Annotated in this window: 24 protein-coding genes; 22 read left to right on the top strand and 2 right to left on the bottom strand. The window is 65.4% G+C overall.

The features are described 5' to 3' along the window. The first annotated feature begins 114 nt into the window (after positions 1-114). The 22 genes from AAFG16_RS31110 to AAFG16_RS31215 all read left to right on the top strand — a co-directional run bounded on the left by AAFG16_RS31110 (position 115) and on the right by AAFG16_RS31215 (position 23,606). Positions 115-873 (top strand): SDR family NAD(P)-dependent oxidoreductase, encoded by a 759-nt coding sequence (locus AAFG16_RS31110; protein WP_342731411.1) that lies wholly within the window; start codon positions 115-117, stop codon positions 871-873. Positions 874-1,122: 249 nt separating this feature from the next. Then, entirely contained in the window at positions 1,123-2,373 is a 1,251-nt protein-coding gene (locus tag AAFG16_RS31115) for an ABC transporter substrate-binding protein (RefSeq protein WP_283080292.1), read from the top strand. Between the two features lie 123 nt (positions 2,374-2,496). Beyond that, on the top strand, positions 2,497-3,324 hold the full coding sequence (locus tag AAFG16_RS31120; RefSeq protein WP_283080293.1) for an AraC family transcriptional regulator: 828 nt from the start codon (positions 2,497-2,499) through the stop codon (positions 3,322-3,324). A gap of 191 nt (positions 3,325-3,515) precedes the next feature. Beyond that, complete coding sequence (locus AAFG16_RS31125) at positions 3,516-4,526, top strand: branched-chain amino acid ABC transporter permease (RefSeq protein ID WP_342731415.1); 1,011 nt, start codon at positions 3,516-3,518, stop codon at positions 4,524-4,526. A gap of 1 nt (position 4,527) precedes the next feature. Then, on the top strand, positions 4,528-5,610 hold the full coding sequence (locus AAFG16_RS31130) for a branched-chain amino acid ABC transporter permease (protein ID WP_342731417.1): 1,083 nt from the start codon (positions 4,528-4,530) through the stop codon (positions 5,608-5,610). After that, a complete protein-coding gene (locus tag AAFG16_RS31135; RefSeq protein ID WP_342731419.1) occupies positions 5,603-6,385 on the top strand; it encodes an ABC transporter ATP-binding protein in 783 nt (260 codons plus the stop codon). The genes AAFG16_RS31130 and AAFG16_RS31135 overlap by 8 nt, the downstream gene beginning before the upstream one ends. Continuing rightward, a complete protein-coding gene (locus AAFG16_RS31140; protein WP_342731421.1) occupies positions 6,378-8,591 on the top strand; it encodes an ABC transporter permease in 2,214 nt (737 codons plus the stop codon). Before AAFG16_RS31135 ends, AAFG16_RS31140 begins: the two co-directional genes overlap by 8 nt. A gap of 3 nt (positions 8,592-8,594) precedes the next feature. Next, on the top strand, positions 8,595-9,428 hold the full coding sequence (locus tag AAFG16_RS31145; protein WP_283080298.1) for a phosphoenolpyruvate hydrolase family protein: 834 nt from the start codon (positions 8,595-8,597) through the stop codon (positions 9,426-9,428). 26 nt (positions 9,429-9,454) lie between these two features. After that, positions 9,455-12,361 (top strand): flotillin domain-containing protein, encoded by a 2,907-nt coding sequence (locus tag AAFG16_RS31150; protein ID WP_342731424.1) that lies wholly within the window; start codon positions 9,455-9,457, stop codon positions 12,359-12,361. A 9-nt stretch (positions 12,362-12,370) separates the two neighbouring features. After that, positions 12,371-12,808, top strand: a complete 438-nt coding sequence (locus tag AAFG16_RS31155) for an SRPBCC family protein (RefSeq protein ID WP_157331006.1) — start codon at positions 12,371-12,373, stop codon at positions 12,806-12,808. A 2-nt stretch (positions 12,809-12,810) separates the two neighbouring features. Continuing rightward, entirely contained in the window at positions 12,811-13,254 is a 444-nt protein-coding gene (locus AAFG16_RS31160; protein WP_283080300.1) for an SRPBCC family protein, read from the top strand. Positions 13,255-13,257: 3 nt separating this feature from the next. Then, positions 13,258-14,076, top strand: coding sequence for an FAD binding domain-containing protein (locus AAFG16_RS31165; RefSeq protein WP_283080301.1), 819 nt, complete (start codon positions 13,258-13,260; stop codon positions 14,074-14,076). A 6-nt stretch (positions 14,077-14,082) separates the two neighbouring features. Beyond that, positions 14,083-14,559: a (2Fe-2S)-binding protein gene (locus AAFG16_RS31170; RefSeq protein WP_342731430.1), complete on the top strand. Its 477-nt coding sequence runs from the start codon at positions 14,083-14,085 to the stop codon at positions 14,557-14,559. 12 nt (positions 14,560-14,571) lie between these two features. Further along, positions 14,572-16,164, top strand: coding sequence for a molybdopterin cofactor-binding domain-containing protein (locus AAFG16_RS31175; protein WP_342731432.1), 1,593 nt, complete (start codon positions 14,572-14,574; stop codon positions 16,162-16,164). A 1-nt stretch (position 16,165) separates the two neighbouring features. Next, positions 16,166-17,188 (top strand): molybdopterin cofactor-binding domain-containing protein, encoded by a 1,023-nt coding sequence (locus AAFG16_RS31180; RefSeq protein ID WP_342731435.1) that lies wholly within the window; start codon positions 16,166-16,168, stop codon positions 17,186-17,188. A gap of 10 nt (positions 17,189-17,198) precedes the next feature. After that, positions 17,199-18,080, top strand: coding sequence for a MoxR family ATPase (locus tag AAFG16_RS31185; RefSeq protein ID WP_342731437.1), 882 nt, complete (start codon positions 17,199-17,201; stop codon positions 18,078-18,080). Beyond that, complete coding sequence (locus tag AAFG16_RS31190; protein ID WP_342731439.1) at positions 18,077-19,198, top strand: VWA domain-containing protein; 1,122 nt, start codon at positions 18,077-18,079, stop codon at positions 19,196-19,198. The genes AAFG16_RS31185 and AAFG16_RS31190 overlap by 4 nt, the downstream gene beginning before the upstream one ends. Next, the gene (locus AAFG16_RS31195; protein ID WP_342731441.1) at positions 19,195-20,079 is read left to right on the top strand and encodes an amidohydrolase family protein; all 885 of its coding nucleotides are present in this window, start codon (positions 19,195-19,197) and stop codon (positions 20,077-20,079) included. The genes AAFG16_RS31190 and AAFG16_RS31195 overlap by 4 nt, the downstream gene beginning before the upstream one ends. Before the next feature lie 30 nt (positions 20,080-20,109). Beyond that, a complete protein-coding gene (locus tag AAFG16_RS31200; protein WP_063694536.1) occupies positions 20,110-20,958 on the top strand; it encodes an MBL fold metallo-hydrolase in 849 nt (282 codons plus the stop codon). Between the two features lie 72 nt (positions 20,959-21,030). Continuing rightward, positions 21,031-22,605, top strand: a complete 1,575-nt coding sequence (locus AAFG16_RS31205) for an isochorismatase family protein (RefSeq protein WP_342731447.1) — start codon at positions 21,031-21,033, stop codon at positions 22,603-22,605. A gap of 3 nt (positions 22,606-22,608) precedes the next feature. Next, the gene (locus tag AAFG16_RS31210) at positions 22,609-23,235 is read left to right on the top strand and encodes an NAD(P)H-dependent oxidoreductase (protein WP_342731449.1); all 627 of its coding nucleotides are present in this window, start codon (positions 22,609-22,611) and stop codon (positions 23,233-23,235) included. A 26-nt stretch (positions 23,236-23,261) separates the two neighbouring features. Beyond that, on the top strand, positions 23,262-23,606 hold the full coding sequence (locus AAFG16_RS31215) for a hypothetical protein (RefSeq protein ID WP_342731451.1): 345 nt from the start codon (positions 23,262-23,264) through the stop codon (positions 23,604-23,606). A 35-nt stretch (positions 23,607-23,641) separates the two neighbouring features. On the opposite strand, the gene AAFG16_RS31220 is transcribed toward AAFG16_RS31215, so the two are convergent. Next, positions 23,642-23,842, bottom strand: coding sequence for a hypothetical protein (locus tag AAFG16_RS31220; RefSeq protein WP_283080311.1), 201 nt, complete (start codon positions 23,840-23,842; stop codon positions 23,642-23,644). Positions 23,843-24,323: 481 nt separating this feature from the next. Continuing rightward, entirely contained in the window at positions 24,324-26,147 is a 1,824-nt protein-coding gene (glmS, locus tag AAFG16_RS31225; RefSeq protein WP_342731453.1) for a glutamine--fructose-6-phosphate transaminase (isomerizing), read from the bottom strand. Positions 26,148-26,338: the final 191 nt, after the last annotated feature.

The following is a 26,338-nucleotide window of genomic DNA, read 5'->3' on the forward strand; positions in this document are numbered from 1 at the left end:
GTTTTTGAGGTACGCAACTAAAATTCTGACCTATGCACCTCACGAGCGAAATGGCTAAGGTCCACCAAAGAGTCGGGGCGGCCTTCGCCGCTCGTAACAAACTGAAAGGTTCCCATGGCCGCCATCTATTCCGACCTCGCCGGCAAGGTCGTGCTCGTCACCGGAGGCGCAGCGGGAATTGGCGCTGCGATCGTGCGGCGGTTCGCGGAGCAGAAATCGAAGGTCGTGTTCTTTGACATCAAGATCGACGAGGGCCAGCGCCTGGCGCGCGAGCTATCGGATCAAGGTTTGGCTGCGCATTTCCTGCACGTCGACCTGACCGACATCCCCGCGCTGCGCGCTGGCGTCGCGGAGGCACGCAAGGCGCACGGCGCGATCAACATCCTGATCAACAACGCCGCGCATGACGAACGGCACAAAACCGAGGAGATGACGCCGGAATATTGGGACGACCGCATCGCGGTGAATCTGAAGCACCAGTTCTTTGCCTCGCAAGCCGTGCTCCCCGACATGAAGGCCGCGAATGCGGGCGCCATCATCAATTTCGGCTCGGTGTCGTGGATCGCCGGACAAGGCGGCATGGCGGCCTACACCGCCAGCAAATCCGGCGTGATCGGCCTGACGCGCTCGCTGGCGCGCGACTACGGTCCCTACAACATCCGCGTGAACGCAATCGCCCCGGGTTGGATCATGACCGAACGCCAGCTCGAGAAATGGATGACGCCGGCCGGCGAGGTCGAACTGCAACAGCGGCAGTGCCTGAAGCGTCGGCTCGTACCGGACGAGGTCGCGAAATTCACCATCTTTCTCGCATCCGACGAGGCCTCCGCCTGCACCGCTCAACACTACATCGTCGATGGCGGCTGGGTGTGACACGCTCTGAGAATGGTCGCAGCACCTGGACCCAAACCAGGGGCTGCTGAATCCTTCGCCTGCTGCACCGCGAAACCATCTGCGCCGCAACATTCAAAAATGAGACTGCCCGTCAAGCCGGACGAGGCGTCCACGCATGCACCGCATTCGACTTCGGTTAGCTTCCTTCTAAAGCCGCGGGCCATCGAGAGCCACGGGCGTCACGCCGGTTCGGCGCGGCAACAAATCGACGACACAGGGAGGAGCACAATGTCGAAATGCAGTATCGGACTGCTCGCGCTGAGCAGCCTGTTTCTTTCAGGCGCGGCGATCGCCCAGGAAAAAATCAAGGTCGGCGTGACCGCGACCCTCGAAGGCACCTACACGGTGCTCGGCGAGGACGGTATGCGCGGCCATCAGACGGCGCTCAACGTGCTGGGCAAGAAGATCGGCGACAAGGAGCTCGAATTCATTGTCGCCTCGACCGACGCGACCCCGGACTCCGCGGTGCGCGCGGTCCGCAAGCTGATCGAACAGGACAAGGTGCAGATCCTGCTGTCGCCGCTCTCCGGCGACGAGGGCATCGCGGTGAAGAACTTCGCAAAGACCCACCCGGAGCTGACCTTCGTCAACGCGGCATCGGGCGCGCAGGAAACCACCTATGTCGATCCTGCCCCGAACTTCTTCCGCTACAACATGGACGGCGCGCAGTGGCAGGTGGGCCTTGGGAAATATGCCTATGACGAGAAGAAGTATCGCAAGATCGCAACCGTCGGCGAGGACTATTCCTTCATCTACACCCAGGTGTTCGGGCTGGTGCTCGAGTTCTGCGGCGCCGGCGGACAGGTCACCAACCGGCAGTGGGTGCCGCTCGGCACCAAGGATTTTGCCTCGGTGATCGCCGCCCTGCCCGACGACGTCGACGCGATCTATCTCGGGCTTGGCGGCGCGGACGCCGTCAACTTCCTCAACCAGTATCAGCAGGCCGGCGGCAAAGCGCATCTGATGGGTGGTTCCATCATGATCGACCAGACCATCCTGTCGTCAAAGGGCAATGCCAAGAACGCCCTCGTCGGCACCATCGCGGCGAGCGGCCAAGCCGACACCTGGGAGGATCCGGGCTGGCAAAAATTCGTGAAGGCCTATCAGGACGCGTTCCCGCCGAACAAGCGCTTCCCAAGCCCCTCGCTGCTGGCCACCAACTACTATGGCTCCACGATGGCCTTGATCCTCGCGCTGCGCGAGGTCAACGGCGATCTCAGCGACAACCAGTCGAAATTCAAGGCTGCGCTGGCGAAGATCGAGCTCGACGCGCCGAATGGCAAGATCAAGCTCGACTCCAACCGCCAGGCGATCGGCACCAACTTCGTCACCGAGGTCGTCGATGACGGCAAGGGCGCGCTGTTCAGCAAGGTCGTGAAGGTGATCCCGAACGTGAACCAGACGCTCGGCTATGATCCTGCGGTGTTCTCGAAGATCGGCCTGCCGAGCCGCACCGTGCCGGAATGTAAGAAGTACTGACGCATCACGTCGGCAAGACGCAATCGGGGAGCGACCAGCGGACGCGGTCGCTCTCTGCTCTTGCAATCTCGGCGGCGTTGTTGAACGCTGGCTGAAAAGAAAAAACATTCGGGAGGGGAAGGCATGAGCCGTGCGCTCGCCGTCTTCCACGGCCGGTTCGGCCGGGCGACGGTTTATCAGCTGAACCGGCCTTTCAATATCCACGCCCATCGCGAAGGTCATCTGATCTTCCATGTCGGCGGCCTGCCGGCATGCATCGATGTCTCCGACGGACATTATGATCTCACCGAGACCTCCGTCGTCGCCGTCAATCCCTGGGAGCCGCACAACTTCCTGCCGACCGATCTCGATGGCGGCGCCATCTTCTTCGTGCTCTACGTCAACGCCGAGTGGTTCGCGCCCGATACCCCGGGCACCGACCGCCTACGGTTCGGCCGCACCCAGTTCAGGCGCACGCCTGCACTCGACAAGCACATCCGACGGACCGCCGCGCTCGTGTGCGGCGCACCATCCCTCTCCAGTCTCGATTCCGAGCTGAGGCGGCTGATCGACATCTGCTACGACGAAAGCTGGCAACAGGCCGAGATCGCGCGCGATCCGCGCGCAAGCGGCTCCGTCACCGATTTCCGCGTACGCAAATGCATCAGGATGATGTCGGAAAGCCCCGGCGCCGAGATCGAGCTCGATACGATCGCCCGCGAGTCCGGCCTGTCGCGGCCGCACTTCTACCGATTGTTCCGCGTCCAGACCGGCGTCACCCCGAACCTCTACCTCAACACGCTGATCATGGAACAGGCGCTCGAAGCGCTGGTGGCCAGCGAGACGCCGATCGCCGACATCGGCTTCGATCTCGGCTTCTCCTCGCAGAGTGGTTTCACCCGCTTCTTCGCCGCCAATGTGGGGATGGCCCCGACCGATTATCGCCGCGCAGCCAAGGTTTTGCGCGCCTAACCGCTGCACGAAAAGATACTCACGATCAAACGTTGCCCTCGCCGCCCGGTTAGGATGCGGGCAACGCGATCCCGAGATGATCGCGACCGACGGGAGCGCACGTCCATGGCAAGGCCTGCAGCCGCTATAGGGCTGTCCGACCTGCATTCTATGAACTTTCGGCGTGTCGCCCGGACAAGCGGACGGCGCACATGAGCCGTTTCATCGAACGCCATCCCGCCTGGGCCCTGATCACGATCATCGCCATCGCCGTCGTGCTCTGGCTCATCTTCGCGGTCTGGCCGCCGGGTCTCGAAGAGGCGGTCGGCCGCAAGCGCGTCTTCCTCAACGCCGTCTTCAACGGCATCACGCTCGGGGGCCTCTACTTCCTCGTCGCCAGCGGCTTCACGCTGATCTTCGGCCTGATGCGCAACGTCAATCTTGCGCACGGCTCGCTCTATCTGTTCGGCGGCTATGTCGGCTACGCCATCAGCACGGCGACGGGCTCTTGGCTGCTCAGCTTCATCGTCGCCTTCGTCCTGACTGCCTTGGTCGGCGTGCTGCTGCAGGTGATCGTGTTCCGGCGTATGGAGGGTCAGGACCTCAGGCAGACCATGGTGACGATCGGGTTGTCGATCGTGTTTGCCGATCTCATGCTGTGGGCCTGCGGCGGCGATTTCTACCAGATCCAGACCCCGAGCTGGCTGATCGGACCCGTGGACCTGCCGCTGATCACAGCAGTGAAGTCCTCGGGCGAGCCGGTCTATCTCAGATATCCGATGGTCCGGCTCGTGATCTTCGCCGCGTCCGTGGTCATTGGCGTTGCGATGTGGCTCGCGCTCAACCGCACCCGGATCGGCATGATCATCCGCGCCGGCGTCGACGATCGCGATATCCTGGCTGCGACCGGCGTGCGCATCCAGCTCGTCTTCGTCCTGGTGTTCGCGTTCGGCGCGGCGCTTGCCGGTATCGCCGGCGTGGTCGGCGGCACGTTCCAGTCATTGTCGCCCGGCGAGGACATTCGCTTCCTGCTCGCCTCGCTCGTTGTCGTAATCGTCGGCGGCATGGGCTCGATCCCCGGTGCGGCGCTCGGCGCGCTGATCATCGGCCTCGCCGAGCAGCTCGGCTCGGTCTACATCCCGACCTACGCCATCGTCGTGACCTTCCTGATCATGGTGCTGGTGCTGGCGATCCGGCCGCAAGGCCTGTTGGCGAGGCGCTGACATGTCGCTCGCACACGACGCTCGCGTTGCCGTTCGTCCCGCTGCCCAAGCAGAGCGCCCCGCGCGGGCCTGGCCGGAGATCGACAATCCCGCCGCCTGGATCGTTGGGGCCATTCTTCTCATCATGCCGCTGATTGCCAACGGCTTCTTCCTGATCGAGATCTTCGCGACCACGCTGATCCTCGGCATCATGGCGCTGAGCCTGATGTTCCTCGCCGGCTATGGCGGCATGGTCAGCCTGATGCAGCTCACCATCGCGGGCTTCTCGGCCTACATGGTCGCCGTGTTCGGCGTCAGCGGCAACGCCAATATCAGCCTGGGCTGGCCGTGGTGGCTCGCTGTTCCGATGGCGCTGGCGCTGGCGACTGCCTTCGGCACGCTGGGCGGCGCACTCGCGGTGCGCACCGAAGGCATCTACACCATCATGATCACGCTCGCGATTGGAGCTGCCTTCTATTATTTCACCAACCAGAACTGGGCGATCTTCAACGGCCATACCGGCATCAACACCGTTGCGACGCCGCACTTCTGGGGCGTCAACTGGCGCGCCGACATCCCCTTCTATTATGTGGTGCTCGCGGTCGCCGCGCTCTGCTATTTCGCCGTCGAATATATCTCGCGCGCGCCCTTCGGCCTCGCGCTTCAGGGCGTGCGCGACAATCCGCGACGCATGGCCGCGCTGGGCTTCAACGTCAATGCGCACCGCATCGCCGCCTATGCTTTTGCGTCCTTCGTGGCCGCGCTCGCCGGCGTCCTCCAGGTCTGGAACTACCGGCAGATCTCGCCGGGCTCGGTCAGCGTCGGCGCCTGCATCGACGTGCTGATCATCGCCGTGGTTGGCGGCATTACGCGACCGATCGGTCCCTTCATCGGCGCGCTGATCTTCGTACTGCTCCGCACCTTCGCACTCGACTTCCTGGTCAGGCTCGGACTCGACGGCAACCGCTTCCGCCTGTTGATCGGACTCGGCTTCCTCGCCATCGTGTTCTGGTCGTCGGACGGCGTCGTCGGCCTATGGCAGCGCTGGCGCCAGAGTCAGCGTCCTCGCGCGGACCGCCCAGGCGGAGGGCACGGCCATGGATAGCGTCGCTCATCGCCTTTCCGCCGTCGGCGCCGGCGCCGCGCTGGAGCTGCGCGGGGTCACGCGGCTGTTCGGCGCGCTCGCGGCGCTGACCGACGTCACCATCACGGTAAAGCCGGGCGAGCGGCGTGCCGTGCTCGGCTCGAACGGCGCCGGCAAGACTACGCTGTTCAACTGTATCACCGGCGACTTCCCGCCATCCTCCGGCACCATCCGCTTCTTCGGCGAGGACGTCACGCACTTCCCGCCCTATGAACGCATCCGCCGTGGGCTGCGCCGGACCTACCAGATCTCGGCGCTGTTCCCGGGCCTCACCGTGCAGGACAACGTCTATCTCGCCTGCCGCGGCGTCTCGCGCGGACGTTTCTCGTTCCTGCGCCCCGGGCAGAACGACGCGCTGATGCATGCCGCCGACAACCTCGTCCAGGCCGTGCATCTGTCGGCCGTGAAGAACCAGCGCGTGGCCGAGCTCGCACACGGCCAGCAGCGCCAGCTCGAAATCGCACTCGCGCTCGCCGGTGCGCCGCGCTTCGTCCTGTTCGACGAGCCGGCCGCGGGCCTGTCGCCGACCGAGCGGGCCGAGCTGATCGAGATCCTGACCTCGCTGCCGGCCCATATCGGCTACATCATCATCGAGCACGACATGGACGTGGCGCTGCGCGTCGTCGAGAGCGTCACGATGATGCACAACGGCCGCGTCTTCAAGGAAGGCCTGCCGCAGGAGATCCAGTCCGATCCCGAGGTGCAGGAACTCTATCTCGGAGGCGGCCATGAATGAGGCCCGCCGAACTTCCGCCGCGCTCGAGGTCCGTGGCCTCGACGTCTATTACGGCCACTCGCACGCGCTACAAGGCGTCGATCTCACGCTGGAGAGCGGCGTGTTCTCGGTCGTCGGCCGCAACGGCATGGGCAAGACCACGCTGTGCAAGGCGATCATGGGGCTCGTCGGCGTGAGCGGCGGATCGATCCGGGTCCGCGGCGAGGATGTCACGCGGCGGCCGCCGGCCCAGATCGCCCGGCTCGGCGTCGGTTATGTGCCGCAAGGACGCCGTCTCTGGCGCTCGCTCAGCGTCGACGAGCATTTGCGGCTCGCCGGCGGGCTGCGCTCCGGCGCCTGGACCGTCGAGCGCATCTATGACACCTTCCCGCGGCTCGCCGAACGGAAGGACCACGGCGGTGGCCAGCTCTCCGGCGGCGAGCAGCAGATGCTGGCGATCTCGCGCGCGCTGCTCACCAATCCGCATCTCCTCATCATGGACGAGCCGACCGAGGGCCTTGCGCCCGTCATCGTCGCCCAGGTCGAGGAGATGCTGCTGCGGCTGGGCGAGGACAGTGACATGTCCGTGCTCGTGATCGAGCAGAACATCGGTGTTGCCACCGCGATCTCGCGCAACGTCGCGATCATGGTCAACGGCCGCGTCCACCGGATCATTGACTCCGCGCGGCTCGCCGCCGACCGCGAGCTGCAGCAGCGCCTGCTCGGCGTTGGGATTCATGCCGAGCTGGAACCAGATGTCGATCTATCTACGGCCGCCGCCGGCCCGAAACCGGCGCCTGCGCCACGCCGCGACGGTCCGGTGCGGATCTACATCTCCAACCCGGCGCTCCCGACGCGATGGTCGCAGCCGGTGCCGATCGCCCGCATCGAGGCGGCGGCCCGCACACGGTCGACAGAGGTCACGCGACTGGAGGAGACGACGCGGCGCAGGCGCGAGCCCGTGGCGGCGCAGACCGCCGGCCCGCCTGTCGTGCTGGTTGTCGGCACACTCGATACCAAAGGCCAGGAGCTGAGGTTCATTCGCGACATCATCGCAGCAACCGGCCTTCGCACCCGGCTGGTCGACGTCTCGACCAGCGGCAAGCACTCCAGCTGCGATGTCTCCGCGCAGGAGATCGCGCTGAACCACGGCCGGGGCGGTGCGGCCGTGTTCGGCGCTGACCGCGGCGCCGCCGTGACCGCGATGGCCGATGCGTTCGCGAACTGGCTGCGGCGCCAGGGCAATGTCGCCGGCGTGATCTCGGCCGGCGGCTCGGGCGCGGCGTCGCTGGTTGCGCCGGGGATGCGCACGCTTCCCGTCGGCGTGCCCAAGCTGATGATCTCCTCCATCGCCTCGGGCGATGTCGGGCCCTATGTCGGCCCCGCCGACATAACGATGATGTACTCGGTCACCGACGTGCAGGGACTGAACGCGATCTCGCGCGCTGTGCTCGCCAATGGCGCCAATGCGCTCGCCGGCATGGTCAAGGCGCGGCTCGATGATGCGCGTGCTGCGACGACGCGCGAGGCCAGCGCCCTACCCGCGGTCGGCATCACCATGTTCGGCGTCACCACGCCCGCCGTCCAGAAGATCGCCGCCGATTTGCACGACAGTTTCGAGTGCCTCGTCTTCCACGCCACCGGCGTCGGCGGCCGTTCCATGGAAAAGCTCGTCGAATCCGGCCAGCTCGCGGGCGTGATCGACCTCACCACGACCGAGATCTGCGACCTGCTGATGGGCGGCGTGTTTCCGGCGACTGAAGACCGCTTCGGTGCGATCATCCGCAGCCGGCTGCCTTTTGTCGGCTCGGTCGGCGCGCTCGATATGGTCAATTTCGGCGCGCCCGACACCATTCCCGAACGCTATCGCGGCCGCAAGTTCCACGTCCACAATCCTCAGGTCACGCTGATGCGGACGACGGCCGAGGAGAACGAGCGTATGGGCCGCTGGATCGCCGAACGGCTCAACCAGATGGACGGCCCTGTGCGCTTCTTCCTGCCCGAGGGCGGCGTCTCCGCGCTCGATGCGCGAGGCCAGCCGTTCTGGGATCCCGACGCCGACGCCGCGCTGTTCCGCGCGCTGGAGCGCGACGTGCGCCAGTCCGGCAACCGCCAGCTCATTCGCACGCCTAAGAACATCAACGATCCCGACTTCGCCGCCGCCATCGTCAGCGCGTTCCGAACGCTGTTCGGCCGCACCGGCGCGCGGCGGAGACTAGCGAGGTGACCGATGGCCAGGTTTGAACGCGCAGCCCTCCTGAAGAAGTTCCGCGGCATGGCGAAGCGCGGCGAGCCGATCGTCGGCGGCGGTGCCGGCACCGGCCTGTCGGCCAAATGCGAGGAGGCCGGCGGCGTCGACCTCATCGTCATCTACAATTCCGGCCGCTATCGCATGGCCGGGCGCGGCTCGCTCGCCGGCCTGATGGCCTATGGTGATGCCAATGCCATCGTGCTGGAGATGGCGAGCGAGGTGCTCCCGGTGGTCGACCAGACTCCGGTGCTTGCTGGCGTCAACGGCACCGATCCGTTCCGCGACATGGACGTCTTCCTCGACCAGCTCAAGGCACTCGGGTTTGCTGGCGTCCAGAACTTTCCGACGGTTGGGCTGATCGACGGCACCTTCCGCGCCAATCTCGAGGAGACCGGCATGTCCTATGCGCTCGAGATCGACATGATCGCGAAGGCGCACGACAAGGACATGCTGACCACCCCCTACGTGTTCAGCGAGAAGGAGGCCGCCGCGATGGCGATCGCCGGCGCCGACATCATTGTCTGCCACATGGGCCTGACGACGGGCGGCACGATCGGCGCTCAGACGGCCTTGAAGCTCAAGGACTGCCCTGCGCGGATCGATACCTGGGCCGCGGCCGCGCTCAGCATCAATCCGGACATCCTGGTGCTGGCCCATGGCGGCCCGATCGCGGATCCCGCCGATGCCGATTTCATCATGAAGAACACCCGCCATTGCCACGGCTTCTACGGCGCCTCCTCGATGGAGCGGCTTCCAGTGGAGCGGGCGCTGACGGAACAGGTGCGTCAATTCAAGGCGATCGGCGCGCGGTAACGCCGGAAGGTTCGAGGGAGAGAAAGATGTCAGGGATATTGGTCGGCGAATTGATCCTCTGGCTGATCATCGCGATCATCGTGATCGTGGTCGGCGTCTACATCGTGAACTGGCTGTACCACCGCTCCTCCAAGGAAACCTCGTTCGTCCGCACCGGCTTCCTCGGCGAGCGTGTGGTGATCAACGGCGGCGCCTTCGTGCTGCCGTTCATCCACGACTACACGCCGGTCAACATGAACGTGTTGCCGATGGGCATCGTACGTTCGAAGCAGGATGCTGTGATCACCCGCGACCGCATGCGCGTCGATATCGAAGCCGATTTTTATGTCCGGGTGCAGCCGACCCGGGAGGCCGTCTCGATCGCAGCGGCGACGCTCGGCCGCCGCACCATGGAGCCGGAGCAGCTGCACGCCCTGCTCGCCGGCAAGTTCATCTCGGCGATCCGTTCGGTCGCCTCCGAAATGACGATGGAGGAGATGCATGAGCGGCGCGGCGACTATGTCGCGCGGGTCAAGACAAATGCAGCCGAGGCGCTCGCGCAGAACGGCCTCGAGCTGGAATCGGTCGCGATCACCGATCTCGACCAGACCGACCTCGAATTCTTCAACCCCTCGAACAGGTTCGACGCCGAAGGTCTGACCCGGCTGATGGAGGATATCGAGGCGAAGCGGAAGCTGCGCAACGACATCGAGCAGGACTCGATGATCAAGATCCGCTCCCGCAACCTGGAAGCCGAGCGGCAGGCACTCGAGATCGAGCGCGAGAGCGAAACCGCGCGGCTGGAACAGGAGCGCGACATCGAAATGCGCCGCGCGCTTCAACGCACGGAAGTGGCTCGAGAGCGCGCGCTCCGCGAGACCGAGGCCGAGCAGGCGCAGATCTCGGCGCGCGAGGCCATCGAGCGCGCCCGCATCGCCAACGACCAGGCGATCGCCGAGGCCCGCATCGCCTCCGAACGCGAGACCCGCCAGAAAGAGATCGAGCGGACCCGGACGATCGAGGAGAAGGAGCTGCTGGCCCGGGAGGAAATCGAGAAAACCCGGATCGCCAACCAGCGCTCGATCGACACGACCCGCATTGCCTCCGAGCGTGAGGTCCGCCAGCGCGAGATCGAGCGCATGCGCACGGTCGAGGAAGCCGAGATCGCCGCCCGCGAAGCCATCGAGAAGGCCCGCATCCAGCAGGATCGCGTCGTCACCGATGCCCGTATCGCCAATGAAGAGGAAACGCGGCGCCGTGAGATCGAGCGCACCCGTGCCGTCGACGAGGCCGAGATCGCCGCGCGCGAGGCCACCGAAAAGGCCCGCATCGCCCAGACGATGACGGTCAACGTCGAGCGCATCTCCTCGGATGAACGCACCCGCGCGCTGGAGATCCAGCAGGTGCGCACCATCCAGGAAGCCGAGATCGAGGCGCAGCGCGCAGTCGAGGCCGCCCGCATCGCCCGCGAGCGGACGCTGGCCGCAGAGCGCATTGCCGCCGAGCAGAACACCCGGCAGCTGGAGATCGAGCGCAACCAGACGCTGGACGTCGCCGGCATCACGGCGCGCGAAGCCACGGAAGCCAGCCGCATCGCGCAGGAGGAGCGCGTGCGTTCGCTCGAGATCGCCCGCAACCGCGCCGTCGAGGAAGCGGACATCGCCTCGCGCGAGGCGATCGAGGCGGCCCGCATCGCCCAGGAGAAGGCGGTCGCGGCCGAGCGTATCCAGGCCGACCGTGAGACCAGGGCGCTCGAGATCGAGCGGACCGGCACATTGGAGGCGGCCGAACTGAAGCGGCGCGACGCCATCGAGCGCCAGCGCATCACGGTCGATCTGGCGCTCGAGGCCGAGCGCATCAACTCCTCCAAGAAGCGCGAGGTGCTCAACATCGAGCAGAAGAAGGCCGTCGAGATCGCGGACGAAGACCGCGTCATCGCCCTCTCCACCAAGCGCTCCGAACGCATCGACGCCGACCGGCAGGTCAAGCAGGCCGAGATCGTCGCGCGCAAGGAGGTCGAAACCACGGACGTCTCGCGCGAACAGGCGCTCGAGGCGGCCCGCATCGAGCGGCGGCGTGCGATCGAGCAGCTCGAGGTCGCCCGCGTTCAATCGCTGCAGGAGGCCGAAATCGCCGCGCGCGAGGAGGTCGAGCGTGCCCGCATCGCCTCCGATCGCGGGCTGGACGAGGCCCGCGTCGGCCGCGAGCGCGAGCTGCGCAAGCTCGAGGTCAATCGCGAGAAGGATGTCGAGACGGTTCTGATGGAGAAGGCAATCGCCATCCATCAGAAATCGCTGGAGGAGTCGGCCGCGCGCGCCGCCGCCGAGGAGGCACGGATGCGTGCGACCGAAGCGGCCGAGCGCGTCGTCACCGCGCGCGAGAGCGAGATCGCCAAGCGCCGCAAGACCGTCGAGGTCCTGCTGGCCGAGAAACAGGCCGAGGAGACCCGGATCGCGGCCGAAGCCGAGCGTGTGCGCGCCGCTGTCGAGGCCGAGGCCCAGCGGATGCTCAACGAGGCCGAGAACGTGCTGACGGATCAGGCGCGCTACTCGCTGTTCCGCCGCAAGCTGCTCGACCGCATCGAGGGCATCGTGCGCGAGAGCGTCAAGCCGATGGAGAAAATCGAGGGCATTCGCATCCTCCAGGTCGACGGCCTCAACGGCAACGGACACGGCGGCGGCAATGGCGGCCGCAGCGCCACCGACGAGGTGATCGACTCTGCCCTGCGCTACCGCGTCCAGGCCCCGCTGATCGATTCCATCCTGTCAGACATCGGCGTCGAAGGCGGCAGCCTGGCAAAAATGCCCGGCCTGATCCGCGAGGCCCGCGATATGCAAGGCATCAAGGATGCCGCGCGCAAGGGTGGCGGTGGCGACAAGCCTGCGCCCTCCCCGCCCGCGGCTGAGGGCGGCGGCGAACCGCCGGCCGAGCGCGGTCCGCGGAAGAAGAGCTGAGGTCGCGCCATGGCCCGCGTCTACGTCTCCACCGTCGTCAATGCCCGCAACGACCGCGTCTGGGCGCGGGTTCGCGATTTCAATGGCATGCCGAACTGGCACCCGGCCATCGCCGAAAGCCGCATCGAGGGCGGCGAGCCCTCCGACAAGATCGGCTGCGTCAGAGACTTTCGCCTCCGCAACGGCGATCGCATCCGCGAGAAGCTGCTCGGGCTCTCCGACTACGACATGTTCTGCACCTATTCGATCCTGGAATCGCCGATGGGCGTCGAGAACTACGTCGCGACCCTGCGGCTCACGCCCGTCACCGATGGCGACCAGACCTTCATGGAATGGACCGCGGAATTCGACTGCGCGCCCGAACGCGAGACCGAGCTCGTCAACAATATCGGCGGCGGCGTGTTCCAGGGCGGCTTCGACGCGCTGAAGCGTGTGTTCGGAGGCTAGCCGTGCCGCATGTCGTCAAGAGCACGATTTTGAACGCGCCGACCGACGCGGTGTGGGACGTGCTGCGCGATTTCAACGGGCACGATCGCTGGCATCCGGCGGTCGCGACCTCCTCCATCGAACGCGCGCAGTCCGCCGACAAGATCGGCTGCGTCAGGCGGTTCAAGCTCAAGGATGGCTCCGAGCTGCGCGAACAGTTGCTGGCGCTGTCCGACCTCGAACAGACCTTCAGCTATTGTCTGCTGGATACGCCAATCCCGATGTTCAACTACGTCGCCCATGTCCGCCTGCTGCCCGTCACCGACGGCGATCGCACCTTCTGGCATTGGGAGTCGCGGTTCACCACGAAGCCGGAGGATCGCGATCGCATCACCCACATGGTCGCCGAAGACATTTACCAGGCCGGTTTCGAAGCGATCCGCCGGCACATGAAGGAGGCCGCTTAAGCCATGGCCGTGACGGTAAAGACCTTTGCGAATGCGAGCGAGGCGGCTGGGGTGCTGTCCTCGGACCGCAGCGCGCGCTATCTCGGCGGCGGCACGCTGGTGATGCGGGCGCTGAACGAGGGCGACGTCTCGATCTCGACGATCGTTCGCGCCAGCGACCAGGCGTTGAGCCGGATCGACGCTTCCGGCCCGCGCGTGACGCTGGGCGCCGGCGTCACCTTCGCGCGCGTCCTCGCCGAACGCGATCTCGCCTTCCTCCACGCTCCCGCCCGCTCGATCGGCGGCCCCGCCGTACGCAATATGGGGACCGTCGGCGGCAATCTATTCGCGCCAAGCCCCTACGGCGATTTCACCGTGGCGCTGCTCGCGCTCGACGCCACCGTCGCTGTCGCGGGCGGCTTCGGCGCGCGCGACATCCCGATCGAGGAGTTTCTGCAGGCGCGGGACCGGCAAGCCGGCACTCTGGTTCTCTCGGTCTCCTGCACCCGGCCGGCCAGCAGCGAGGCCTTCCGCTATCGCAAGATCGCGCGCATCAAGCCCAAAGGCGGCTCGGTGATCACGCTCGCCGCGCATCTGCCGATCTCTGGTGGCCGGATCGCGGGCGCCCGCATCGCGCTGGGCTCGATGGCGCCGACGCAGATCCGCGCCCGCGCCGCCGAGCGCGCACTGGAGGGCCGCTCGCTGGATGCCGCAACCATCGCGGCTGCCGCATCGGCGGCGAGCGAAGGAACATCGCCGTCGGACAACGCGCTCGGCAGCGCCTGGTACCGCCGCGAGATCGTCGGCGTGCATCTGCGGCGTCTGCTGTCGGGACAGGAATAGATCGCCATGTCGAAGATCCCCCTGCAATTTCGCCACAACGGCCGCGACGTCGCGATCTTCGTCGACGGTGGCACCAATCTCCTCGTGGCACTTCGCGAGCTGATCGGCGACATGACGCCGAAATTCGGCTGCGGCCAGGGCGGCTGCGGCACTTGCAGCGTGCTGATCGACGGCGAGCTGCACCTGTCCTGCCTGACGCTCGCCGAGACGGTCGCCGGCCGCTCGATCGAGACGCTCGACGGCATGAAGCAGGGCCCGAACCTGCATCCGCTGCAGCGCGCCTTCGCCGACCATTTTGCCGCCCAGTGCGGTTATTGCACGCCGGGCATGCTGATGGCGGCAAAAGCCCTGCTCGACCGCAACCCCTCGCCCAGCCGCGACGAGGTCGTCGAGGCGATCTCCGGCAACATCTGCCGCTGCACCGGCTACGAGCCGATCATCAATGCCATCCTCGCCGCCGCGGGCGGCCGGGTCAGCGCCTAAGGGAACGCGACCATGCTGGAACTGCGCAAGGACATCTTCGCCGACGAGCGCGACGATAATCTCAAGGAGATCGGCAAGGGCACCCAGCGCCAGGACATGCTCGGCCACGTCACGGGCACCTCGAGCTATTTCAATGACCACAAGCTGCAGGGCATGCTGCATCTGAAGGTCGTGCGCTCGACACATCCGCATGCAAAGCTGCGCCGCATCGACACCACGGAGGCCGAGCGGTCGGCCGGCGTGCGCCGCATCATTCGCGGGGCCGATGTGCCGGTCAATCTCAACACGCTGCTCAGCCTGATCAACTTCGGCAAGGACGACGAGCCGTCGCTGGCCGTCGACAAGGTCCGCTACAAGGGCGAGCCGATCGTCGCCATCGTCGCCGACAGCGAGCGCGAGGCGTTCGAGGCGGTGGCCAAGGTCAAGGTCGACTACGAACCGCTGCCGTCGGTGTTCGACGTCGAGGATGCGCTGAAGCCTGGTGCACCCGTGGTCAACGAGACCTATCCCAAGAACACCTTTACCTATCACGACGTTTACGACCACCAGAAGCTGCGCTTTGGCGATGCCGATGCGGCGCTCGCGACCGCCGACCACGTGCTCGAGCAGCGCTACCAGATGTCGCCGATCGAGCACGCGCCGACCGAGACCAACGGCGCGATCGCCGCGCCTGACACCAACGGCCGCTACGTCGTCTACACCTCGACCCAGGCGCTGTTCTTCTCGGTCGACACCTGCGCCAAGATCCTGGATGTGCCCTCCAACACCTTCCACTTCATCGGCGGCACCGTCGGCGGCGGCTTCGGCGGCAAGGTGGACACCTTGACCGAGCCGCTCGCGATCCTCGGCGCCATGCTGACGGGACGCCCCGTCCGCTACGTGTTCGGCCGCGAGGAGGAGATGCAATACGGCCCGCCGCGCGGCGCCGAACGCATCTACATCAAGGACGGCGTGATGCGCGACGGCCGCATCGTCGCGCGCAAGATCCGCGCCTATTTCGACAGCGGCGCCTATACGCGGCTGTCGAGCTATGCCGCGGTGAAATGCGCCGCGCATCTGCCGGGTCCGTATACGATCCCGAACGTCTATGGCGACGTCTATTGCGTCTTCACCAACCGCACGCCGGCCACCGCCATGCGCGGCTTCGGCGTCACCGCGATGGACTTCGCCATCGAGTGTCAGATGGACAAGCTGGCGAACCTCGTCGGCATGGACCCGATGGAGTTCCGCATCCTCAACGCCTACCGCGACGGCGACATGAAGGCCCACCGGCGCGAGGCCAAGAACACCGCCTTGATCGAGTGCGTGCAGGTCGCCGCGGAAAAAGCCAAATGGCCGATCCGCGAGGAGTTCAAGCGGGCCTCCTCGCGCAAGGACGGTGGCGGCAGCCGCGCCGTGATCCCGCCTACGCCGACGGATTCGCGCAGCCGGCCGGCCGCGCCAGTCCAACAGCGCACCAGCTATGACCGGCTCCCGCCCACCGTCACCCGCGAACCGCCGCGCGAGCCGCCACCACCAACTCCGCCGGCCCCCTCGCCACGGCCCACCGCGCCTTCGCATGGCGCGACTCGTTTCTCCTCCGTCTTCGGCACCAGGAGACGCTAAGATGACCTGGCATCGCGGACGCGGCATGGCGTCGATCAATTATCCCATCGGCATGAATCTCGGCGGCGACCCCAGCCAGGCGCTGGTGCATTCCAATCCCAGCGGCAAGTTCACAGTGGCGCTGTCGTCGATCGATCTTGGGCAGGGCATGAAATCGGTGACGCGGCAGATCTGCGCGGAGACACTGGGCGTGCCGGTCGAGGACGTCTATGTCGACACCGCCGATTCCGACACCGGTCCGCACTGCATGGGCTCGTTCGCCTCACGCGGCACCCACCGTGTCGGCAATGCGGTGATGGCCGCCGCCCGCGAGGCGCGCGGCGTGATGATGGAGGCGGCGGCCGAGGAGCTCGAGGTCAACGCCGCCGATCTCGACACCGACGGCCGTGGCAACATCCACGTCAAGGGTGCGCCGCATCGCTCGATCTCGACCAAGGATGTCGCGATTGCCGCCCAGTTCAAGCAGGGCAAGACCATCTCCGGTCGCGGCATCTTTCTCGTGCCGCTCTCCGACGTCGATCCCGAAACGGGCGAGATGTCGCCGGCGACCTGCTACGCCCACGCCTGCCTCGTCGCTGAAGTCGAGGTCGACGACGAGACCGGCGAGGTTGCGATGGTCCGCATGGACTCGGCCTATGAGCTCGGCCGCGCGCTCAACCCGCGCCTGGTGGAGCAGCAACTGGTTGGTGGCGCCTGGATGGGTGTCAGTCACGCGCTCTACGAGACGCCCGAGCCCTATTACCCCGAACCGGTTCACGGGCCCCGCGACTTCGTCGAATATCTGATGCCTGGCCCGGGCGACATCTGTCCGCACGACATCGCCGTGCTGGAACGCCCCGCGCCCGACGGCCCCTTCGGTGCCAAAGGCCCCGGCGAGATGTGTGCCAACCCGGTGCTGCCGGCCGTCGCGAATGCGATCTTCAACGCCGTCGGCGTACGCATCGACGATCTGCCGATCACGCCGGAAAAGGTGCTGCGGGCGATCAAAGCCCAAGGCGGCGCGCGGCCGCAGGCACGGCGCTGAGGGAGACACCGTGGCCGTTCGCAGCAACATCGTCGGCATCGACAGCCCGGAGGCGCTGGAGAAGGCGCTGCGGGCGGCCTATTACCTCGCCGACGAGGGGCTCGCGACCGCCGCTTATCTCGGGCTCGCCCTCGGCAAGCCGCTGCTGCTGGAAGGCGCGCCCGGTGTCGGCAAGACAGAAGCGGCGAAAGCCATCGCTGCCGTGCTCGGCCGGCAATTGATCCGCCTGCAGTGCTATGAGGGCATCGACGCATCTGCCGCGCTCTACGAATGGAACTACCCGCGCCAGATGCTCGCGATCCGCCAGGCCGGCGACGACAGCATCGACATCTACGGGGAAACCTTCCTGATCGAGCGACCGATGCTGGCAGCGCTGCGCGCGCCTGACTCCACCGTGCTCTTGATCGACGAAATCGACCGTGCCGACCAGGAGTTCGAGGCATTCCTGCTGGAATTCCTCTCCGACTTCCAGATCTCCATTCCCGAGCGCGGCACGGTCCGCGCCGCGGAGCGGCCGGTCGTCGTGCTCACCTCGAACCGGACGCGCGATCTGCACGAAGCCCTGCGGCGCCGCTGTGTCTACCACTGGATCGACTATCCCACCGCCGAGCGGGAGGCGCGGATCATCATGATGCGCGCGTCCAGCGTCGCCGATGCCACAGCCCGGGCCGTCGTTGCGGCCGTCGAGAAATTGCGGCGAGAACCGCTGAGCAAGGCGCCTGGCATCGCCGAAGCCGTCGATTGGGCCGAGGCCGCAACGCTCCTCCATAAAGGCGGCGCGCGCTGGCCCGATGCCTTCAAGCGTTCGATCGGCGTCGCGCTCAAGGACGAGGAGGATCTGCACTTCATCGCGCCCCGGCTCGATGCGATGCTCGCGGAGGCAACCGCATGAGCGAACAGCTCCAGCTTCCGCGCGCTGCCCGAATCTTCATCTCGTTCGCCGCACTGCTGCGCGCCAACAGTTTCGCCGTCGCGCCGGAACAGACCACTGCATTTCTCTCCGCGATCGAGTTGCTCGGTCCGCGCGACCTCGAGCATATCAGGCAGGCCGCACTGGCCACCCTCGCCCCGCCGCCCGAACGCCGCGCGACCTTCGACCGGCTGTTCGACCTCCACTTCCGCGGCAGCGATGCGATCGAACACGCCGACGACGGCGAGGACGATGAGACCGTCCGGCTCCAGGAGGAAGGACGCGGCGAGGAGGAGCCGCAGCTCTCAGACGACGCCAACGAATCCGGCCTCACCGCGACCCGCACCGAAGCGCTGGTCGAGCGCCGCTTCGCCCAGCTCTCCACCTCCGATCCGCTCCGCCGCTTGGCACGCGAGGCACCGCGGCGCCTGCCGCGGCGGCGTGGCCACCGCCGCATGCGGGCGCGCCGCGGCCCCTTCGCCGATCTGCGCCGCACCCTGCGCGACAGCGTCCGCAGTGATGGCGAGATCCTGCGGCTCGGCCACATGAAACGGCGCCAGCGCCTGCGCAAGATCCTGCTGCTGATCGACGTCTCCGGCTCGATGAAGAGCCGCACCGAGGAGAACATGAAGCTTGCGCATACGCTGGTGCAGGCTGCCCCCAATGTCGAGGTCTTCACCTTCGGTACCCGCCTGACCCGTGTCACCCGCGCACTACGGATGAAGCGCCGCGAGCAGGCCCTGAACGCCGCGGCGCATCTGGTCAGCGACTGGGACGGCGGCACACGCATTGGCGACGCGCTGCAGGCGTTCCTCGCGGTGCCGCGGTTCGCCGGTTATGCCCGCGGCGCCGCCGTAGTTGTCGTCTCGGACGGGCTCGAGCGCGGCGAACCCGATGCTCTTCGCGACGCTGTAGCGAAATTGTCGCGCCGGGCCTGGCGCCTGAGCTGGCTGACGCCGCTCGCGACAGGACCGGGCTTCCGCCCGCAGACCGAAGCGCTCGTCGCGATCGAACGCTTCGTCGACGATCTCGTCGACGGCGGATCGAGCGTCTCGATCGTAGCCCATGTACTGGCACTGGGACGAAGGAGAGCTGCGTGAACGATATTGTCGACGGCCATCATCACATCTGGCGGCAGGCCGACCTGCCTTGGCTGATCGGCCCCATGCAGCCGCGCATCTTCGGACCGTACGAGCCGATCCGCCGCGACTATCCGATCGAGGAGTATCTCGGCGATCTCAAGGGTGCCGGCGTCACCCGCTCGGTCTATGTGCAGACCAATTGGGCGCCTGAGCACTTCGAGGACGAAGCAGCCTGGGTGCAGCGGACCGCCGAAGAGCGCGGCTGGCCGCATGCCATCGTCGCCTACGCCAATTTCGCAGCCGACGACGTGCGCCCGCAGCTCGACCGCCTGAAGCGTTATTCCCTGGTGCGTGGCGTGCGGATGCAGCTGCACTGGCATGAGAACCCGCTCTACCGCTTCGCGTCCAAGCCCGATCTCTGCATCGATCCGACGCTTCGCCGTAACATTGCGCACCTCGCCGACTACGGCTGGAGCTTCGATCTCCAGGTCTTCACGCCGCAGATGCCGGATGCGGCGCAGCTCGCCGAGTCCTGCCCCAAGGTGACTTTCATCCTTCAGCATGCAGGCATGCTCGAAGACCTTTCCCCGGCCGGGCGCGCCGCTTGGCGCGCAGGGATGGCCCGGCTTGCGACTTGCCCGAACGTCGTCTCAAAGCTCTCCGGGCTCGGCACTTTCATCCATCGCAACGACCCCGCGCATATCGCCGCCGTGCTCACCGACACCGTCGCGATCTTTGGCGCCGATCGCTGCCTGTTCGGCTCCAATTTTCCGATCGAGAAATTGTGGACCAGCTATCGCGAGCTCATCGGTGCCTTTCGCGCCGCCGCCGCGTCGCTGCGCGCCGAGCAGCAGGATGCGATCTTCCGGGCAACGGCGACGCGCGTCTACCGGCTTTGACAGACGAGAAACGAGACAGGAGGGAAACGTATGGCGCTGGAGATCAAGATCCTGGACTATGGCGATATCGAGCTGGAATCGAGCTTCCTGGTGCTCGGCCGTGACTGCGGCCGCACCCGCCGCGTCCTCACCCTCGGCTTCCTGATCCTCGGCGGTCCCTATCCAGTCGTAGTCGACACCGGCTATCGCTCCAACCAGATCATGGAGACGCTGGGCATGCGGGGGCTTCAGTACCATGAGCACATGATCGAGAACCAACTCGCGCGCCACGGCGTGCGCATGGGCGACGTGCGCTTCGTCTGCCACACCCATCTGCACATCGACCATGCCGGCAAGGACGATCTGTTCCCGATGAACACGACCGTCGTCGTCAATCGGAAGGAGCTCGAATATTCCGTCTCCGGCCTGATGCATCCGCAATATCCGGCGCCCGACATCAAGCACCTGATCGACCGCCTGCACACCAAGAGCGCGCTGCGTTTCCTCGACCTCGAAATCACCGGCCCGATCGAGCTGATGCCCGGCGTCTATTGCGATGCCGCCAACGCCCACACCGAGGGATCGATGAACATCATCGTCCATACCGCCGACGGCATCGCGACCATCTGCGGCGACGTGATCTACGACTTCAACGACCAGATCGTCACGCCCTTCCACGAGATCCACGACTGGGAGCCGCGCACCACCGGCAACCACGGCACCAGCAAGCGCGCGGAAAAGGCGGCGATCAAGAAACTCTTGAGCAATTCGCGCTACCTGCTCCCGGTCCACGACCGGCCCGCCAAGATCGAAGGCGGCAACGTGGTCGGACGGCTGCACGATCAAGTTCCTGGCCCGATCGTGCAGTCCCTCCCCCAGCGCAACTGGTTCCCGGCGTGAGGCTTTTTTGCGCATGATCCTTTCGGAAAACCGCTCCACACTTTTCCGGATCATGCGTCCGAGGATCGACCGATGACGCATGTCACCCTGCGAAGCGAGTTCGAGAACCTGATTGATCCCTATGCGCCGATCGCACAGATCGGCACCGGCTTCGACTTCACGGAAGGGCCGATCTGGCATCCGGTCGATCATTATCTGCTGTTCTCGGACATGCCCGGCGATGTGCGCCGTCGCTGGGATGCGCGGCGCGGCGTGATCGAGGTCAAGCGTCCTTCGAACAAATGCAACGGCATGACCTATGACGCCGAGCTCAATTTGATCGTCTGCGAGCACGCGACATCGTCGCTGGTCCGCGAACGCCCGGACGGGCGGCGCGAGGTGCTGGCTTCGCACTTCGGGGGACAGGAGCTCAACAGCCCCAATGACGTCTGCGTGCACTCGTCAGGTGCGATCTATTTTTCCGATCCCTGGTATGGCCGCATGCCGGTCTATGGCGTCGAGCGGCCGCGCCAGCTCGGCTTTCAGGGCGTTTATCGCGTCATGCCCGGCGGCGAGCCGAAGCTCGTGGTGGACCGCAACCTGTTCGACCAGCCGAACGGACTGTGCTTCTCTCCGGACGAGAAGCTGCTCTATGTCAACGACACCGTGCAGGCGCTGATCCGCGTGTTCGACGTCAACGGCGACGGCTCGCTGTCCAGCGCGCGGGTGTTCACGAGCGGCATCAAGTCCGAGCTGGAGCCGGGCGTTCCGGACGGCATGAAGTGCGACCAGCACGGCAATGTCTGGGTCACCGCGCCCGGCGGCGTCTGGGTCTATTCGCCGCGCGGCGAGCTGCTCGGCAAGATCCGCGTGCCGGAGCTGGTCGCGAATCTCGCCTGGGGCGCCCCGGATTTCCGCACGCTCTATCTCACCTCGACCCATTCGGTGTACGCGATCCCGACCAGGGTCGGCCCGCGTCACGAGCCCTATATGAGCGGCCGGCACGCCGGCGGCGGAGCGGCCCCGAGCTCGTCACCGGCCTCGCCCGTACTCACCGAGGGCGAGATGCGGCTCGATCCACAGCGCTGCGCCATGATCATCCAGGACCTCCAGAACGACGTCATCATGGACGGCGGCGCTTTCGCCGAGTCCGGCGCGCCGGGGCACGCAAAACAACAGCATGTGGTGGAAAACGTACGCCGCGTTGCCGAGGCCGCGCGCTCCCGCGGCGTCGCCATCATCCATGTCTGGTTTGTCGTCGAACCCGGTGCGCCTGGCGTCACGCTGAACGCACCTTTGTTCGAGGGGCTGGTCGACAGCAAGGCAATGGTACGCGGGAGCTGGGGCGCCGCGCCCGTCTCCGGCCTCGAGCCCCGGCCCGGCGATTTCGTGGTCGAGAAGATGCGGATGAGCGCCTGGGAGGGCACGCGGCTGGAGACGATCCTGAAAGCCACCGGCCGCGACATGATCATCAACACGGGCGCATGGACCAACATGTCGGTCGAGCACACGGCGCGGACCGGCGCCGACAAGGGCTATTTCATGATCGTGCCAGAGGATTGCTGCTCAACCATGAACGCCGACTGGCACAACGCCTCGATCAATTTTGCCATGCAAAACGTCGCGGTCGTGACCAGGGCCGATACCGTCATCAGAGCGCTGGGATGAGATGTGGCAAAGCTCCTGCATCTGTCGTGCTCGCCTCGCGCCGAGTCCGCATCGACTGCCGGCGCGCGCGTCTTTCTTGACGGCTTCCGCCAGGCCCGGCCGGATTGGGATATCGATGTCGTTGACATTTGGCGAGAACGGATGCCGGAGTTCACGGGCCCCATCGTCGAGGCCAAATATGCACGCATGAAGGCTCAGACCTTCAACGAGGCACAACGCAACAGTTTTGCCGAGGCCGAGCGAATGGCGCTGCGCTTTTCGCTTGCCGATCGGGTGTTGATCTCGACCCCGATGTGGAACTTCGGCATTCCCTACAAGCTCAAGCAGTGGTTCGACATCATCGTCCAGCCCGGGCTCACCTTTCGGTTCGATCCGTCGCAAGGGTATTTCCCGCTGCTGCAGGACCGGCCGACGCTGGTCATCCTCGCCAGCGGCAGCGACTTCGCCACTGGCATGAACCGCGGCCGCATCGACATGGCAACGCCTTACCTGCGGGAAATCCTGCGCTTTGTTGGAATCAGCGATGTCCGCTTCTTGCTGATCGGTCCAACCACCGGACCGCAGCAGCCGATCGATGCTGCCCGTGAAAGGGCTTATCGACGCCTCGCGGCAATGGCCGCGACCTTCTAGCGCGGGGTGGTGTAAAGGAGAGAGCGATGCCGAGCTCCAACTACCGCTTGTTCGAACAAGCCATACGCAAGCGCAAGCCGGTCTTCTGCGTATATGACGGCTATCCCCGTGAACTCTGTCCCGTCATCCTCGGCCATTCGCAACAGCAGGAGAAAGCGCTCACCTATCAGTTCGGCGGCCAAAGCAAGTCGGGTCTCCCGCTGCAAGGCGAGTGGCGCTGTCTATGGCTTGCAAAGGTAAGCGCGGTCCAGCTTCGCGATGGGCCTTGGCGAACCGGCTCCAGCCATACCCAGCCACAAGGCTGCGTCGAGATCGTCGAGCTCGATGTGAACCCTCACAGCCCATATCGGCCGAAGCATCCGCTTTCCTAGCCGTCGCGCCAGCGGTAAGCGCGCCCCAGCCGTCTCTAGGACGGACGAAAGCCGGGCGGCATCGCTCGCCAGATTCTGTCGTTGCGACAATAGGCACGAGCGCCCTCGGGAATGTCTTCGCCGGCGCTTCCGTCGTATGGCTCGTACAGGAGCGCCGGGAACAGTTCGCCGTTAACAATTTTGACCATATCGCCACGTCGAATGTCGGCGCCGGCCGTTCTGGTCGAAACAGACATGAATCCTCGCGAAAGCGTACGCCTATGCCGAATGAGCCCGTCGACTGGACGGGCTCAATCTGAGGCTATCTCCACGCTGATCTGTGTTCCAATACACGAAAGGGCTACTCCCCCGACGAGCGGCCAACGCTTCCGCGCGATGCTGGATCGACCGATCCGAATGATTGCGCACATCGCGTTCGAGCCAAGAACTCTTTCGACACTCCGGCAGATCGTTCTGCGTCAACGGGGACCGCTGCTGGCCCTGGCTGGCTCCTGAGAAGCAGCGGCCCCGCCAACGCTCTTACAAGATGGCGGGGCCGCCCGGCGCCGCGGACTTCGGCGCTGAGCTTCGGTCCGAAGGCCGGAGGATTTTACGCAGAACGGCCCGGGATAAGGATTGCTCAAAAGAGGCACCCAGTCCGGAGCGCCCTGGCCTGTCACACCGGCATCATCGGACATCGTCCTGAAGTGCACGCGCAGAGACCGTGCGCCTGACGGCTCATTCCACGGTCACGGACTTCGCGAGATTGCGCGGCTGATCTACGTCGGTGCCGAGAGCGGCGGCGCTGTGATAAGCCAGGAGCTGTAGCGGCACGGCAAAAGCCAGCGGCGCCACGACCTCGGGCATCTCGGGCAAGCTCAACGTCGCGCAAGCACCGGATGCTCCGAGTGACGCGCCTCTCTGATCGGTCAACAGGATGATGCGACCGCCACGGGCGATGACCTCCTGCATGTTGGATATGGTCTTCTCGAACGTCGCGTCGCTCGGCGCTATGACGATGACAGGCAGGTCCTGATCTATTAGCGCGATGGGTCCATGTTTGAGCTCGCCCGCCGCATATCCCTCGGCGTGTATATAGGTTACCTCTTTGAGCTTGAGGGCGCCTTCCAGGGCCAGCGGATAATTGGTGCCCCGACCGATGAATAGAGCGTCGCTTGCCGAACAGAGCTTGCCCGCGATCTCGCGGACTTTCGGCTCCAATTCGAGCGCACGGGCCATATAGCTTGGGGCCTTGGCAAGATCTCGGACAAGCGAGCTCTCGTCTTCGGCTGAGAGCACGCCACGACTGCGGCCGGCCGCTATTGCAATGCAGATCAAGGTCGCAAGCTGACAGGTGAACGCCTTTGTGGATGCGACACCGATCTCGGGACCCGCCAGCGTCGGCAGTACCACATGGCTCGCACGGGCCATGGTTGAGGTTTGCACGTTGACGACCGAAAGAACACGCTGACCGCGGGTCTTGGCGAACTCCAACGAGGCGAGTGTATCGGCCGTTTCGCCCGACTGCGACACAAAGATCGCCAGATTGCCCGCACCAAGAGGTACATCGCGATAGCGGAACTCCGATGCAACATCGATTTCGACCGGGAGCTTGGCGTAGCGTTCAAACCAGTACTTCGCAACCAAACCGGCGTAGAAGGCGGTCCCGCAAGCAACGATCGAGACACGATCGACCTTCCTGAACTCGGCGTCCAAGCCGGCCGGCAGCCTGATTGAACCGTTGCGCTGGACATACTGTGCGAGCGTATGCGCGACCACCTTCGGCTGCTCGTGGATCTCCTTGGCCATGAAGTGGCGATGTCCACCTTTGCGAACAACGACCGCCGAGCTTGCGATCTTGGTCGATTCACGACGTAGAGGCGCGCCAGTTACGTCCAAGAACTCGATTTGCTCTCGCGTAACGATGGCTACATCGCCGTCCTCGAGGTAGGCCACGATATCCGTGAGAGGTGCGAGGGCGATCGCATCCGAGCCGAGGTACATTTCGCCCCGACCGTAGCCGACCGCAAGGGGGGAGCCCTTTCGGGCTCCTATCAGCAGATTCTCGTGCCCTTCGAACAGGAACACGAGTGCGAACGTTCCTTTCAAGCGCGGGAGCACCTTGCGTACCGCCGCGGCCGGCTCGCACCCGTTCTTCCGCTCGCGACTGACGAGATGCGCAACCACCTCGGAATCAGTGTCGGTCGCAAGGTAGGCGCCGGTCGCCTGGAGATGCTCGCGCAGCTCCCGATGATTTTCGATGATTCCATTGTGCACAATGGCAACCCCGTCAACCATGTGGGGATGCGCATTGTTCTCATCTGGACGGCCATGCGTTGCCCAGCGCGTGTGACCGATTCCAATCCGGCCCGAAAGCGGCTCCGAGGCGAGCAGATTGTTGAGGTTCGCGAGCTTTCCGACTGCACGACGCCGGGTCAACGAGCCGTTTTCGAGTGTCGCAATACCCGCGGAGTCATATCCACGATATTCAAGCCGTTTGAGCGCATCCAATAAAACAGCAGACGCCGGGCCCTGTCCGACAACACCAACAATTCCGCACATCATCTGTCTCCGAGCGATTACCGGACCCGCACACCGTAGACCAAGGTCACCGCCTCACGCCGCTGAGGCCGCCCACGCGCTTCTCGACCATCGTTGCACAACCAGTCGAAGCATCGCGGGTGCCAATGTTAGCAGACGCAGCCGTCCATTGAATGATCATGACGGAGTAGACCTCATGCTCACAATACGGC

Source organism: Bradyrhizobium sp. B117 (genome assembly GCF_038969555.1).
In the GTDB taxonomy this organism is placed as follows: Bacteria; Pseudomonadota; Alphaproteobacteria; order Rhizobiales; family Xanthobacteraceae; genus Bradyrhizobium.

Excerpts from the sequence above, each read along its gene's own strand:
- AAFG16_RS31110 (WP_342731411.1), top strand. The coding sequence starts at position 115 with ATGGCCGCCATCTATTCCGACCTCGCCGGCAAGGTCGTGCTCGTCACC.
- AAFG16_RS31115 (WP_283080292.1), top strand. The coding sequence starts at position 1,123 with ATGTCGAAATGCAGTATCGGACTGCTCGCGCTGAGCAGCCTGTTTCTT.
- AAFG16_RS31120 (WP_283080293.1), top strand. The coding sequence starts at position 2,497 with ATGAGCCGTGCGCTCGCCGTCTTCCACGGCCGGTTCGGCCGGGCGACG.
- AAFG16_RS31125 (WP_342731415.1), top strand. The coding sequence starts at position 3,516 with ATGAGCCGTTTCATCGAACGCCATCCCGCCTGGGCCCTGATCACGATC.
- AAFG16_RS31130 (WP_342731417.1), top strand. The coding sequence starts at position 4,528 with ATGTCGCTCGCACACGACGCTCGCGTTGCCGTTCGTCCCGCTGCCCAA.
- AAFG16_RS31135 (WP_342731419.1), top strand. The coding sequence starts at position 5,603 with ATGGATAGCGTCGCTCATCGCCTTTCCGCCGTCGGCGCCGGCGCCGCG.
- AAFG16_RS31140 (WP_342731421.1), top strand. The coding sequence starts at position 6,378 with ATGAATGAGGCCCGCCGAACTTCCGCCGCGCTCGAGGTCCGTGGCCTC.
- AAFG16_RS31145 (WP_283080298.1), top strand. The coding sequence starts at position 8,595 with ATGGCCAGGTTTGAACGCGCAGCCCTCCTGAAGAAGTTCCGCGGCATG.
- AAFG16_RS31150 (WP_342731424.1), top strand. The coding sequence starts at position 9,455 with ATGTCAGGGATATTGGTCGGCGAATTGATCCTCTGGCTGATCATCGCG.
- AAFG16_RS31155 (WP_157331006.1), top strand. The coding sequence starts at position 12,371 with ATGGCCCGCGTCTACGTCTCCACCGTCGTCAATGCCCGCAACGACCGC.
- AAFG16_RS31165 (WP_283080301.1), top strand. The coding sequence starts at position 13,258 with ATGGCCGTGACGGTAAAGACCTTTGCGAATGCGAGCGAGGCGGCTGGG.
- AAFG16_RS31170 (WP_342731430.1), top strand. The coding sequence starts at position 14,083 with ATGTCGAAGATCCCCCTGCAATTTCGCCACAACGGCCGCGACGTCGCG.
- AAFG16_RS31175 (WP_342731432.1), top strand. The coding sequence starts at position 14,572 with ATGCTGGAACTGCGCAAGGACATCTTCGCCGACGAGCGCGACGATAAT.
- AAFG16_RS31180 (WP_342731435.1), top strand. The coding sequence starts at position 16,166 with ATGACCTGGCATCGCGGACGCGGCATGGCGTCGATCAATTATCCCATC.
- AAFG16_RS31190 (WP_342731439.1), top strand. The coding sequence starts at position 18,077 with ATGAGCGAACAGCTCCAGCTTCCGCGCGCTGCCCGAATCTTCATCTCG.
- AAFG16_RS31200 (WP_063694536.1), top strand. The coding sequence starts at position 20,110 with ATGGCGCTGGAGATCAAGATCCTGGACTATGGCGATATCGAGCTGGAA.
- AAFG16_RS31205 (WP_342731447.1), top strand. The coding sequence starts at position 21,031 with ATGACGCATGTCACCCTGCGAAGCGAGTTCGAGAACCTGATTGATCCC.
- AAFG16_RS31215 (WP_342731451.1), top strand. The coding sequence starts at position 23,262 with ATGCCGAGCTCCAACTACCGCTTGTTCGAACAAGCCATACGCAAGCGC.
- AAFG16_RS31220 (WP_283080311.1), bottom strand. The coding sequence starts at position 23,842 with ATGTCTGTTTCGACCAGAACGGCCGGCGCCGACATTCGACGTGGCGAT.
- glmS (WP_342731453.1), bottom strand. The coding sequence starts at position 26,147 with ATGTGCGGAATTGTTGGTGTTGTCGGACAGGGCCCGGCGTCTGCTGTT.